Below are 12,093 nucleotides of genomic sequence, written 5' to 3' on the forward strand. Positions count from 1 at the left end.
AACTGGGTCACAAGTTTCAGACCGGCGGTTCAAGTCGCCATTACTGCAGCCGACAACCTGAAGACAGGAGACCTTTATGTTGCCACCCATGCTTCCTTTGAGCGCCGTCCCCATTACGGCTCAACAGGATCCGATCCGCCAGCGACCGGATATACCGCCCGTGGTCCCGGTGCAGCAAAGCTCCAATGAAAGCACTATCGACCTGCAAAATCGTGATCCAGAGGAGGCCGCGCTGCTGCTGCGCGAGGAACAGCGTCGTCGACAGGAGCGCGACAAGCGCCACCGCGAAGCCGATGAGGACCCCGAAGAGCACCTGGCCGTACCGGGTACCGAACTCAATGCCGATAACACCGTACCGGTGGTGCCGCTGATGGAAGAAGAGTCGCGCCAGGGCCTGTGGGTCGATATCCAGATCTGATTCAGGCGTTTGCCGACGTACGCAGGCTGGTCAACGTCGTCAACAGCCCGCATCATGGGCGCATCCGCACTTCACTGCACGATGCCGACACGCCATGAGCCAAGACGACAAACTGATCGACCTCAGCGCTGAGCGCGCCAAGCGCGTTCACGACCTCAACGAAAAGCGCCTCAACGAAGTCCGCCTGGCTTTCGAGCAAGCGATGCCTTTGGGCAAACCCAAGAAAAAGTCGAAAAACAAACCGAAAAAACGCTGAATCCCCCTCGATCCATTGATGCAGATCAGTTATTCCCCCACCTTTGCGCCCCGTTGCGGGCGTTATTGACCCCGGTCAATTTTCATCCAGGCCTGATTGGTTAACTTGAACCCATCGCAACAGGGGCAAGACCAGGAGGCTAGTCATGTTTTTCGATAATGTGGTGTTTGCCGGGGTGTTGACGGTCGGCCTCATGTTCGTATTTTTCGCGGTTTTTGGATTATTTATCTGGAGAGACGCGCACAAGCGCAAAAAGCCGTAGGTCTTTCCAGCGACAACGAGCACGCAAGGCATTTTGGGCGACTTCGGTCGCCCTTTTTTTTGCGATTTTTTCTGTTCCACATAAAACCATGTGGGAGCGAGCTTGCTCGCGATGGCGTCAGTCAGCCAATGTATATAGTGGCTGACACGCCGCTATCGCGAGCAAGCTCGCTCCCACAGTTGTCGGGTGTTTGGGCACAAAAAAAGGTGCGACCCGCAAGGATCGCACCTTCTTTGTAAACCGTGGGAATCAGCTACCCAGGGCTTTGGACGCCAGCCAGAACAACCCGGCCGACAGTGCCACCGTTGCCGGCAGGGTCAGCACCCAGGCCAGCAGGATGTTACGCACGGTGCCACCTTGCAGGCCGCTCTTGTTGGCGACCATGGTGCCGGCCACGCCCGAGGACAGTACGTGGGTGGTGGAGACCGGCAGGCTGAAAATGTTCGCCATGCCGATCATGCACGCGGTGGTGATCTGGGCTGACATGCCCTGGGCGTAGGTCATGCCTTGCTTGCCGATCTTCTCACCGATGGTGAGCACCACACGCTTCCAGCCGACCATGGTGCCCAGGCCCAGCGCCAGGGCGACCGCCAGGATCACCCAGAACGGGGCGTATTCGGTGGTGCCGGTCAGGTCCTTGCGCAGCTTGTTCAGGTCGTCTTTCTCACGGGCGGCCAGGCCTGGCAACTTGCCGACTTTCTTCGCTGTGTCGTCCAGGCAGAGCAGGTAGCGACGTACTTCGATACGGCTTTCCGAAGGCAGCGAATGGTAATCCGCCACACCTTTGAGGGTGCTGAGCAGGGCGTCAATGGTGGGTTCGGTCTGCTGCGGGTTGCAGCGGAATTTTTCCGGCAGATCGCCTTCCACGCTTTTGCCCAACGCCAGGAATTCACCCAGCGATTCGCTGTTGCGCTGGTAGAACTGGCTCAGGTGCAAGGTCGCATCGCGGGTTCGCTCGATCTGATAGGTGGTGCTGCTCAGGTCGAGTACGAACTGTGAAGGCACGATACCGATCAGCACCAGCATGATCAGGCCGATGCCTTTCTGACCATCGTTGGAGCCGTGGACGAAGCTGACGGCCATGGCCGAGATCACCAGCACCAGGCGGTTCCAGAACGGCGGGTGCTTTTTATCGTCGATCTTGCGGCGCTGTTCCGGCGTCTTGTGCATCTTCGACAGCGGGCGCCACCATTTCAGGCCGATCAGCACCAGGGCGGCAATCAGGAAACCGGCCATTGGCGAGAACACCAGGGAGGCACCGATATCGATCGCCTTCTGCCAATTCACCCCGTCGGCCAACGGAATATCGTTGATCAACGCATTGGCCAGGCCGACCCCGAGAATCGAGCCGATCAGCGTGTGGGAACTGGAAGCCGGGATACCGAAGTACCAAGTGCCCAGGTTCCAGGTGATGGCCGCTGCGAGCAGCGAAAACACCATGGCCAGCCCGTGTCCGGTGTTCACATTGATCAGCAGCTCCACGGGTAGCAGATGGACGATGGCGTACGCCACTCCCACGCCACCCAGCAGTACACCGAGGAAATTGAACACACCGGAAAAGAACACCGCCAGATGAGGCGGCATGGCTTTGGTGTAGATAACAGTGGCAACCGCGTTAGCGGTGTCATGAAAGCCGTTGATGAACTCGAAGGCGAGGACAAAAGCCAGGGCGAGCAAGAGGCTCACAAGCACCCAAGCATCCAGTCCGCTGAATAAATCGATCATGAAGGTTTTCTGACCCGGTCGTAAGGGGGCGCGATTATGCCAGAAAACCATGGCAATCGATGCATTGCCTGCTCATCGGTAACATTCTTCAACGAAATAATTTGTAAGAAGCCCTCTGGACCGAGGTTCTCGGAGGGGCTTGCAACCCATTGATTCCGGGGTGGAAAGCGCGAACGGCAAGATCGTCCCGAAGCTGGTGGAGGCCTCAGGTGGTTGTATGAAATATCTGAAAAAAGTTCGGCAATGACCATTCCTCGACCATTGACGGAGGAGAGGGCGGCCCGCTCATGACGGGCGTCCAGTCTCGGCTTCCGGCCAGGGTGTTGGCCGGATACCGCTTCACAAGAACATCAAGCCTAAAGCGTCACTGCTCTTCGGCTTTAAGTTCTTTTTCCATTTTCTGAAGTTCCTGGGTGAATGCCTGGTCCTGAACGGTGGCGCGTTTACGCCAGGGTTTGCGTTCTGGTTCAGGCTGCGCGGCGTAGGTGGTGACTTCCCCGCCGTAAACTTCCTTGTAACGTTGTTCCTGGCGCTCAAGTTCCGCGCGCAGTTCGTCTTTCGTCACAGTTTTACCTAATAAATTGAAATGCATCTGGTGATACGCACTGCATGGTAGACACGCAGACGGCCACGGCACCAGAGCTGACAGCTGACGTAGCATCAGGGCTTCGTGTTGTTGCCAATACAGGGGAAGCGGCCTTTAAGGGGCTTCGGGCACCTGTTGCTGACACTGCGGGATAAGCGCAGTGCCTGCGGACGAGAACGGTCGATTGGCCGTTGCGTCACTGAAGTGCATTATAGCGGTCCACTTGAAGAACACTACCGGGAAAAATTAAAAGTATCCGTTGTTGTGTGAATCCATGTTTTGTATGCGCAACTTATAGCCGTTAGGTTACAGGACCTATCCGACAAGTGCCGGTATGCTGACGCCATCAAAGGTGACAAGTTCAATATCCGGTGCACTGTGTTCAAGTCAAACCGCCTGGAAGATCTTCAACTTTTTATCGAGTCGTCTCGGCAGGCGATGTGGATTGTTACGCAGATCAGCCTGATTGCGATTATCGGTTGCTGGTTCGATAATCGAACGATCTTGGCGGCCAAGCCCTTGTCTGTCCATTGGGCAACCGCTTGTAATAGCCGTCATTCGCCGGGAAGGACCAGACATGAACGACCAACTGCGCAACGCCTTCGCATCAGTAGCGCCTCCAATCGTCGCCTCGCCGGCCAAGCGAATCCAGGCCCTGACCGGTGACCCGGACTTCATGACGTCCCTGGCCCGGGGGCTGGCGGTGGTCCAGGCGTTCCAGGAGCGCAAGCGGCACCTGACGATCGCCCAGATCAGCCACCGCACGGAAATCCCCCGCGCTGCCGTCAGGCGTTGCCTGCATACCTTGATCAAGCTCGGCTACGCCACGACTGACGGACGAACCTATTCTCTGTTGCCCAAGGTGCTGACCCTCGGTCACGCTTATCTGTCATCGACACCCCTGGCCGTTTCTGCCCAGCCGTACCTGGACCGCATGAGCGAACAGTTGCATGAGGCCTGCAACATGGCGACGCTCGAAGGCGACGATATCCTCTATATCGCCCGATCGGCCACCACCCAGCGACTGATTTCCGTGGACCTCTCGGTCGGCGGGCGCCTGCCGGCCTATTGCACGTCAATGGGCAGGATACTTCTGGCCGCCCTGGACGACGCCTCGCTGCGTGATTACCTCGACCACGCTGACTTGCAGGCCAAGACCAGTCGGACCCTGCACACGCCCGAGGCATTGCTCGAATGCCTGCAACAAGTCCGGCAGCAAGGCTGGTGCATCGTCGACCAGGAACTGGAGCAGGGCCTGCGTTCGATTGCCGTGCCGGTGTACGACGCTTCCGGCCAGGTAGTGGCGGCGCTGAACGTCAGTACCCATGCCGGTCGGGTCAGCCGCAGCGAGTTGGAGCAGCGCTTCCTGCCAGGCCTGCTGGCGGCAAGCCGCGACTTGAGCGCGCAGCTGTTCACTTAAGCTGTTCGATAAACGCACAGAGTCGGCTCCGCGGAATTGACGGTGTTTGCCGCGCCTCATTAATGTCGCGCCAGCGTCATCCGGCGTGAATCGAGCCAGGCTCGACCGGATGGCGATCCCGTTCGCCTGCGTTTTTCGCGTGGAATAAAAATAAAATGAACCAGCCCCAGACCTCCGTAGGCAACTGCCTCGATGTGCAATCCTTTATCAATGCCCAGCCTATCTCGCGTTACCAGTGGCGGGTGGTGATTCTCTGCTTCCTTATTGTCTTCCTCGACGGCCTCGACACAGCGGCCATGGGCTTCATCGCCCCGGCCCTGTCCCAGGATTGGGGTATCGATCGCGCCAGTCTTGGCCCGGTGATGAGTGCCGCGCTGATCGGCATGGTCTTCGGTGCGCTGGGTTCCGGCCCCTTGGCTGACCGCTTCGGACGAAAAGTCGTACTGGTGGGCGCGGTCCTGCTGTTTGGCGCGTTCAGCCTGGCGTCGGCCTATAGCACCAGCGTCGATCAATTGCTGGTGTTGCGCTTCCTCACCGGCCTGGGGTTGGGCGCCGGAATGCCGAACGCCACCACCTTACTGTCGGAATACACCCCGGAGCGTAAGAAATCCCTGCTGGTGACCAGCATGTTCTGCGGCTTCAACCTGGGCATGGCCGGTGGCGGGTTCATCTCCGCCAAGCTGATCCCGGCGTTCGGCTGGCACAGCCTGTTGCTGATCGGCGGGATCCTGCCGTTGATCCTGGCGGTCGCTCTGTTGTTGTGGCTGCCGGAGTCGGCGCGTTACCTGGTGGTGCGCAATCGTGGCACCGACAAAGTGCGCAAGGCCCTGGCGCCGATTGACCCGGCCACCATCGCCCAAGCAGCGAGCTTCAGCGTGCCGGAACAGAAAACCGTGAAGGCCCGCAACGTGCTGGCAGTGATCTTCTCCGGCACCTACAGCGCCGGCACCTTGTTGCTGTGGCTGACCTATTTCATGGGCCTGGTGATTGTTTACCTACTGACCAGCTGGCTGCCGACCCTGATGCGCGACAGCGGCGCGAGCATGGAGCAGGCGGCGTTTATCGGTGCGTTGTTCCAATTTGGTGGTGTGTTGAGCGCCGTCGGGGTGGGTTGGGCGATGGACCGGTTCAATCCGCACAAGGTCATCGGACTTTTCTATTTGATGGCCGGGATATTTGCCTACGCGGTAGGGCAGAGCCTGGGCAACATTACCTTGCTTGCCACCCTGGTGCTGGTGGCCGGCATGTGCGTCAACGGCGCGCAATCGGCGATGCCGTCCCTGGCGGCGCGTTTCTATCCAACCCAAGGGCGGGCCACGGGTGTGTCGTGGATGCTGGGCATTGGTCGTTTCGGCGCGATCCTCGGCGCCTGGATGGGCGCGACCTTGCTAGGCCTGGGCTGGAACTTCGAACAGGTCCTGACCGCCCTGGTGATCCCGGCTGCGCTGGCGACCACTGCGGTGGTGATCAAGGGCATGGTCAGCCATGCGGATGCGACCTGAGGCGGGAACATGATCCCTTGTGGGAGCGAGCTTGCTCGCGATAGCGGTGTGTCAGTCAACCTATCTGGTGCTGACTGACCGCCATCGCGAGCAAGCTCGCTCCCACAGGTGTTCTGCGTGTTCGAGGGAATCGATAGCCAAACAACAATCTGTTCGATAAACGAACACTCAGTCGATTATCGGATTGTTTGGCCTTTTTCCGCAGCTTAATCTTCAGTCACTCCGGCGCTTAACCTCGCGCCTTTTTCTTCATGTCGGTCTACTGAAAAACGGGAGCCTGCCCATGGCTGAAATCCTTTCGCTGCACGACGCGGTGAAGCAATTCGTCAACGACGGCGATACCGTCGCGCTCGAGGGCTTTACTCACCTGATTCCGACGGCGGCGGGTCATGAAATCATTCGTCAGGGCAAGAAAGATCTGACCCTGGTTCGGATGACGCCTGACCTGATCTACGACCAGTTGATCGGCGCCGGCTGTGCTCGCAAGTTGATTTTTTCCTGGGGTGGCAACCCTGGCGTGGGTTCGTTGCACCGTCTGCGCGATGCGGTAGAGAAGCAATGGCCGCACCCTCTGGAGATCGAGGAACACAGCCACGCCGACCTGGCCAATGCCTACGTTGCCGGGGCCTCTGGCCTACCGTTCGCGGTGCTGCGGGCCTACGCCGGCTCTGACCTGCCGAAGGTCAACCCGCTGATCAAAAGCGTGACTTGTCCTTTCACCGGTGAAGTCCTGGCCGCTGTGCCTTCGGTGCGCCCGGACATCACAGTGATCCACGCCCAAAAAGCCGACCGCAAGGGCAACGTGCTGCTGTGGGGCATTCTCGGTGTGCAGAAAGAAGCGGCCCTGGCCGCCAAGCGCTGCATCGTCACTGTGGAGGAAATCGTCGACGACCTGAACGCGCCGATGAACGCCTGCGTGCTGCCGACCTGGGCCTTGAGCGCGGTCTGCCACGTCCCGGGCGGCGCGCATCCGTCCTACGCCCACGGCTACACCGAACGTGACAATCGTTTCTACCAAGCGTGGGACCCCATCGCCCGGGATCGTGAGACCTTTACCGCGTGGATCAACGAATACATCCACGGCACTAAAGACTTCAGTGAGTTCCAGGCCAGACTGGCAGCCGCTTCGGAGGCGAAATAATGACGTACTCCACCAATGAAATGATGACCGTTGCCGCGGCCCGTCGGTTGAAGAACAACGCCGTTTGCTTCGTGGGTATCGGCCTGCCGTCGAAAGCGGCCAACCTGGCACGGCTGACTTCGGCGCCGGATGTGGTCCTGATCTACGAGTCCGGTCCGATTGGTGCCAAGCCCAGCGTACTGCCGCTGTCCATCGGTGACGGTGAACTGGCGGAAACCGCGGACACTGTCGTACCCACCGGTGAGATTTTTCGCTACTGGTTGCAGGGCGGGCGCATCGACGTCGGTTTCCTCGGCGCGGCCCAGGTCGACCGGTTCGGCAACATCAACACCACGGTGGTGGGCGACTACCATCAGCCGAAAGTCCGCTTGCCGGGCGCCGGTGGCGCGCCGGAAATCGCCGGTTCGGCCAAGAGCGTATTGATCATCCTCAAGCAGTCGGCGCGTTCATTTGTCGACAAACTGGATTTCATCACCTCGGTCGGGCACGGCGAGGGCGGTGATTCCCGTAAGCGCCTGGGCCTGCCGGGTGCTGGTCCGGTGGGTATCATCACCGACCTGTGCATTATGGAACCGGAAGCCGGCACTCACGAATTCGTGGTCACTGCGCTGCACCCGGGCGTGACCCGCGAGCAAGTCATAGCCGCCACCGGATGGGCGATTCGTTTCGCCGACCAGGTGCAAACCACCGCCGAGCCGACCGAACTGGAACTGCGCGCACTGCGCGATCTGGAGGCTCGCACTGCCAAGGCCCATGGCCAGGCACCGGGAGAAGCCTGATGCGTGACGTTTATATCTGTGATGCGATTCGAACCCCCATTGGCCGGTTCGGCGGCGGCTTGTCCGCCGTGCGCGCCGATGACCTGGCGGCCGTGCCGATCAAGGCGCTGATGGAGCGTAACCCGTCGGTGGACTGGAATGCCGTGGACGAGGTGTTCCTCGGCTGCGCCAACCAGGCTGGCGAAGACAACCGCAACGTAGCGCGTATGGCGCTGTTGCTGGCGGGCTTGCCGCAGAGCATTCCCGGCGTAACCCTCAACCGCCTCTGTGCCTCGGGTATGGACGCCATCGGTACGGCGTTCCGCGCCATCGCCAGCGGCGAAATGGAATTGGCTATCGCTGGCGGTGTGGAGTCGATGTCCCGCGCGCCGTTCGTGATGGGCAAGGCCGACGCGGCGTTCTCGCGCAACATGAAACTGGAAGACACCACCATTGGCTGGCGCTTCATCAACCCATTGATGAAAGCCCAGTACGGTGTGGATGCGATGCCGCAGACAGCGGACAACGTGGCCGATGATTACGCCGTATCTCGCGCCGACCAGGACGCTTTCGCCTTGCGCAGCCAACAGCGCACGGCGGTGGCTCAGGCCGCAGGATTTTTCGCCGAGGAAATCGTGCCGGTGCGCATCGCCCACAAGAAAGGCGAAACCGTGGTCGAGCAGGACGAACACCCTCGCGCCGACACTACGCTGGAGACCTTGAGCAAGCTCAAGCCGGTCAACGGCCCGGAGAAGACCGTTACGGCTGGCAACGCCTCGGGCGTCAACGATGGGGCGGCCGCGTTGATCCTGGCGTCCGCCGAAGCGGTCAAGAAACATGGCCTGACGCCGCGAGGCAAAGTGCTGGGCATGGCCAGTGCCGGCGTGGCTCCTCGGGTGATGGGCATCGGCCCGGTACCTGCGGTGCGCAAGCTCACTGAACGCCTGGGGCTGGCGGTCGCCGATTTCGATGTGATCGAACTCAATGAAGCTTTTGCCAGCCAAGGCTTGGCGGTGCTGCGCGAGCTGGGTCTGGCGGACGATGCGCCACAGGTCAACCCGAACGGCGGCGCCATTGCCCTCGGCCACCCGTTGGGCATGAGCGGGGCGCGGCTGGTGCTGACGGCGCTGCATCATCTGGAAAAGACCGGCGGCAAAAAAGGCCTGGCGACCATGTGTGTCGGTGTTGGCCAAGGGCTGGCGCTGGCGATCGAACGCGTCTGACCCGTCGTTCTACTAATAAGAAACCGAGGAACGCTGCATGACTGACAAGCCTGGTTATCGTCGCCCCCAAGCGGGCACTCAGCCGGAGTATTTGCACCCACCGTACCAGTCCACCAACCTGCGCTCGCCGTCCAAGCCGTTGGTGTATCTGCCTCACTCGCTGTCGGAAATCACCGGTCCGACCATAGGCGCCGACCGCGTGCAGGAAAAGGACAACGACCTGACCGCCCAGCATGCCGGCGAGCCACAGGGGGAGCGGATCATTATCCACGGACGCGTGCTGGATGAGCACGGTCAGCCCGTGCCGGGCATCCTGGTGGAGATCTGGCAGGCCAACGCCGCCGGGCGCTACAACCATGACCGCGACAACCACGACGCGCCGCTGGACCCGAACTTCACTGGCACCGGCCGCACTGTCACCGATGCTGACGGTTGGTATCAGTTCCAGACCATCAAGCCCGGCGCCTATCCGTGGGGCAACCATCACAATGCCTGGCGCCCGGCGCATATCCATTTCTCGCTGTTCGGGCCGAGTATTCTGACGCGCCTGGTGACGCAGATGTATTTCCCCGGGGACCCGCTGCTGGCTTACGACCCGATCTACAACTGCGTACCGGACACTCGCGCCAAGGAACGCCTGATCGCCAGTTTCGACTTGGAAAAAACCGTCCCTCACTACGCCCTCGGTTATCGCTGGGACATCGTTTTGCGCGGCCGCGATGCCACGCCGATGGAGAAATAAGATGACGCTTACCGCCACCACGTCCCACACCGTTGGCCCCTATTACCACATTGGCCTGACCTGGCTGAACCGCGAAGACCTGACCGTCGCCCAAACCCTTGGCCAGCGCGTGGCGATCACCGGGCAGGTAATCGACGGCAATGGCCAGTTCGTCAACGACGCCATGCTGGAAGTCTGGCAGGCCAACGCGGCCGGTAAATACGCCCACCCTGAAGACGATCAGGACAAACCCCTGGATCCGAACTTCGAAGGCTTCGGCCGGGTGCCGGTGGACGCCGAAGGGCGCTTTCGGTTCACCACCATCAAGCCGGGCACCGTGCCGGGACTGGGTGGCACGACCCAGGCACCGCACCTGGTGGTGCTGGTGTTTGCCCGCGGGCTGGTCAAGCATCTGCTGACACGCATTTACTTCGATGGCGAACAGGCCAACGAAAGCGACCCGCTGCTGGCCTGCGTGCCTGAGGAACGTCGCGCCACTATTGTGAGCAAGCCCGATGCTTCGGGTGTGTATCAGTGGAACGTGGTCCTGCAGGGCACCGATGCCGAGACGGTGTTCTTCGATTATTGAGTGATTACACCTGTGGGAGCGAGTTTGCTCGCGATAGCGGTGGGTCAGCTTGCATCCATTTTGAATAGCTGCCCTCATCGCGAGCAGGCTCGCTCCCACATGGCTGCGCCACAGGCAACACAAACTGTGGAACGGGGCTGTTACGAAGTGTGTCTAGACTTTGTTAAGTCCCTAACGAGTGAGTAACCCATGGCTATCCCAATCAGTCACTACACCGGCGAAGAACGCAGCAAACGCATCTTCGCCATCGTCGGCGCCTCATCCGGTAACCTGGTCGAATGGTTCGACTTCTACGTCTATGCGTTCTGCGCGATCTATTTCGCGCCGGCGTTTTTTCCGTCGGACAACCCCACGGTGCAACTGGTCAACACCGCGGGCGTGTTCGCCGCCGGATTCCTGATGCGGCCCATCGGTGGCTGGATTTTCGGTCGGGTGGCGGATCGTCACGGGCGCAAGAACTCGATGATGATTTCGGTGCTGATGATGTGCTTCGGCTCGTTACTCATCGCCTGCCTGCCCACTTACAAGGACATCGGCGTCTGGGCGCCAGTGCTGCTGTTGCTCGCGCGTTTGCTGCAAGGCCTGTCGGTGGGCGGCGAATACGGCACCACGGCCACCTACATGAGCGAAGTCGCCCTCAAGGGCCAGCGCGGCTTTTTTGCCTCGTTCCAGTATGTGACGTTGATCGGCGGGCAACTGCTGGCGGTGTCGCTGGTGGTGGTCCTGCAACAGTTCCTCAACGAAGACGAACTGCGCGCCTACGGCTGGCGGATCCCGTTCGCGGTGGGCGCCGTGGCCGCATTGATTTCCTTGTTCCTGCGTCGCTCCCTGAAGGAAACCAGCAGCAAGGAAATGCGCGAGAACAAGGATGCCGGTAGCATCGCCGCGCTGTTTCGCAACCACAAGGCGGCGTTCATCACCGTACTGGGTTACACCGCCGGCGGTTCGCTGATTTTCTACACCTTCACCACTTACATGCAGAAATACCTGGTGAACACCGCCGGCCTGCACGCCAAGACCGCCAGCTACATCATGACCGGCGCGTTGTTCCTCTATATGTGCATGCAGCCGCTGTTCGGCATGCTGGCGGACAAGATCGGCCGACGTAATTCCATGCTCTGGTTCGGTGCCCTGGGTGCGTTGTGCACTGTGCCGATCCTGCTGACTCTCAAAAGCATCAGCAGCCCATTTCTGGCATTTATCCTGATCACGTTGGCGCTGGCGATCGTCAGTTTCTACACCTCCATCAGCGGTCTGGTAAAAGCCGAGATGTTTCCCCCCGAAGTGCGGGCGCTGGGCGTAGGGTTGGCCTACGCGGTGGCGAATGCGATTTTTGGTGGTTCGGCCGAGTGGGTTGCCCTGAGCTTGAAAGCCCAAGGCATGGAAAACGCCTTTTACTGGTATGTCACGGTGATGATGGTGGTGGCGTTCCTGTTCAGCCTGCGCCTGCCCAAGCAACCGGCGTATTTGCACCACGACCTTTGACTCAACT

General features: G+C 60.2%; 13 protein-coding genes. 11 read left to right on the top strand and 2 right to left on the bottom strand.

Going from position 1 to position 12,093, the window contains the following annotated elements; genetic code table 11:
- The first annotated feature begins 76 nt into the window (after positions 1–76).
- The 3 genes from SGN16_RS06760 (at position 77) to ccoM (ending at position 936) form a co-directional block, all read left to right on the top strand.
- The gene (locus SGN16_RS06760; protein ID WP_210643219.1) at positions 77–418 is read left to right on the top strand and encodes an aspartate-semialdehyde dehydrogenase; all 342 of its coding nucleotides are present in this window, start codon (positions 77–79) and stop codon (positions 416–418) included.
- 94 nt (positions 419–512) lie between these two features.
- Entirely contained in the window at positions 513–674 is a 162-nt protein-coding gene (locus SGN16_RS06765) for a hypothetical protein (protein WP_335943571.1), read from the top strand.
- A 145-nt stretch (positions 675–819) separates the two neighbouring features.
- Entirely contained in the window at positions 820–936 is a 117-nt protein-coding gene (gene ccoM, locus SGN16_RS06770) for a cytochrome c oxidase subunit CcoM (RefSeq protein WP_281728956.1), read from the top strand.
- A 249-nt stretch (positions 937–1,185) separates the two neighbouring features.
- Here the strand turns inward: ccoM and SGN16_RS06775 are convergent, their stop codons facing one another.
- A complete protein-coding gene (locus SGN16_RS06775; protein ID WP_109755785.1) occupies positions 1,186–2,661 on the bottom strand; it encodes an inorganic phosphate transporter in 1,476 nt (491 codons plus the stop codon).
- Between the two features lie 364 nt (positions 2,662–3,025).
- Entirely contained in the window at positions 3,026–3,226 is a 201-nt protein-coding gene (locus SGN16_RS06780) for a hypothetical protein (RefSeq protein ID WP_003184509.1), read from the bottom strand.
- 598 nt (positions 3,227–3,824) lie between these two features.
- Between SGN16_RS06780 and pcaR the strand changes: the two genes are divergently transcribed.
- From pcaR to SGN16_RS06820, 8 genes are all read left to right on the top strand, one after another.
- The gene (pcaR, locus tag SGN16_RS06785) at positions 3,825–4,667 is read left to right on the top strand and encodes a pca regulon transcriptional regulator PcaR (RefSeq protein ID WP_210643221.1); all 843 of its coding nucleotides are present in this window, start codon (positions 3,825–3,827) and stop codon (positions 4,665–4,667) included.
- A gap of 155 nt (positions 4,668–4,822) precedes the next feature.
- Entirely contained in the window at positions 4,823–6,169 is a 1,347-nt protein-coding gene (locus tag SGN16_RS06790) for an MFS transporter (RefSeq protein ID WP_335943572.1), read from the top strand.
- A 283-nt stretch (positions 6,170–6,452) separates the two neighbouring features.
- Positions 6,453–7,310, top strand: a complete 858-nt coding sequence (locus SGN16_RS06795; RefSeq protein WP_210643223.1) for a CoA transferase subunit A — start codon at positions 6,453–6,455, stop codon at positions 7,308–7,310.
- Positions 7,307–8,089, top strand: coding sequence for a CoA-transferase subunit beta (locus SGN16_RS06800; RefSeq protein WP_210645124.1), 783 nt, complete (start codon positions 7,307–7,309; stop codon positions 8,087–8,089). The genes SGN16_RS06795 and SGN16_RS06800 overlap by 4 nt, the downstream gene beginning before the upstream one ends.
- The gene (gene pcaF, locus SGN16_RS06805) at positions 8,086–9,291 is read left to right on the top strand and encodes a 3-oxoadipyl-CoA thiolase (protein WP_335943672.1); all 1,206 of its coding nucleotides are present in this window, start codon (positions 8,086–8,088) and stop codon (positions 9,289–9,291) included. Before SGN16_RS06800 ends, pcaF begins: the two co-directional genes overlap by 4 nt.
- 37 nt (positions 9,292–9,328) lie before the next feature.
- Positions 9,329–10,033: a protocatechuate 3,4-dioxygenase subunit beta gene (gene pcaH / locus SGN16_RS06810; protein ID WP_210643224.1), complete on the top strand. Its 705-nt coding sequence runs from the start codon at positions 9,329–9,331 to the stop codon at positions 10,031–10,033.
- Position 10,034: 1 nt separating this feature from the next.
- Complete coding sequence (gene pcaG / locus SGN16_RS06815; protein ID WP_210643225.1) at positions 10,035–10,601, top strand: protocatechuate 3,4-dioxygenase subunit alpha; 567 nt, start codon at positions 10,035–10,037, stop codon at positions 10,599–10,601.
- A gap of 189 nt (positions 10,602–10,790) precedes the next feature.
- The gene (locus SGN16_RS06820) at positions 10,791–12,086 is read left to right on the top strand and encodes an MFS family transporter (protein WP_210643226.1); all 1,296 of its coding nucleotides are present in this window, start codon (positions 10,791–10,793) and stop codon (positions 12,084–12,086) included.
- The last annotated feature ends 7 nt before the right edge of the window (positions 12,087–12,093 follow it).

It is taken from the genome of Pseudomonas sp. G166, assembly GCF_037027455.2.
In the GTDB taxonomy this organism is placed as follows: Bacteria; Pseudomonadota; Gammaproteobacteria; order Pseudomonadales; family Pseudomonadaceae; genus Aquipseudomonas.

What these genes read in the sequence shown, in the direction of transcription:
- SGN16_RS06795 (WP_210643223.1), top strand. Translation starts at nt 6,453, where the DNA reads ATGGCTGAAATCCTTTCGCTGCACGACGCGGTGAAGCAATTCGTCAAC.
- pcaR (WP_210643221.1), top strand. Translation starts at nt 3,825, where the DNA reads ATGAACGACCAACTGCGCAACGCCTTCGCATCAGTAGCGCCTCCAATC.
- SGN16_RS06790 (WP_335943572.1), top strand. Translation starts at nt 4,823, where the DNA reads ATGAACCAGCCCCAGACCTCCGTAGGCAACTGCCTCGATGTGCAATCC.
- SGN16_RS06820 (WP_210643226.1), top strand. Translation starts at nt 10,791, where the DNA reads ATGGCTATCCCAATCAGTCACTACACCGGCGAAGAACGCAGCAAACGC.
- SGN16_RS06760 (WP_210643219.1), top strand. Translation starts at nt 77, where the DNA reads ATGTTGCCACCCATGCTTCCTTTGAGCGCCGTCCCCATTACGGCTCAA.
- pcaH (WP_210643224.1), top strand. Translation starts at nt 9,329, where the DNA reads ATGACTGACAAGCCTGGTTATCGTCGCCCCCAAGCGGGCACTCAGCCG.
- SGN16_RS06765 (WP_335943571.1), top strand. Translation starts at nt 513, where the DNA reads ATGAGCCAAGACGACAAACTGATCGACCTCAGCGCTGAGCGCGCCAAG.
- pcaG (WP_210643225.1), top strand. Translation starts at nt 10,035, where the DNA reads ATGACGCTTACCGCCACCACGTCCCACACCGTTGGCCCCTATTACCAC.
- SGN16_RS06775 (WP_109755785.1), bottom strand. Translation starts at nt 2,661, where the DNA reads ATGATCGATTTATTCAGCGGACTGGATGCTTGGGTGCTTGTGAGCCTC.
- ccoM (WP_281728956.1), top strand. Translation starts at nt 820, where the DNA reads ATGTTTTTCGATAATGTGGTGTTTGCCGGGGTGTTGACGGTCGGCCTC.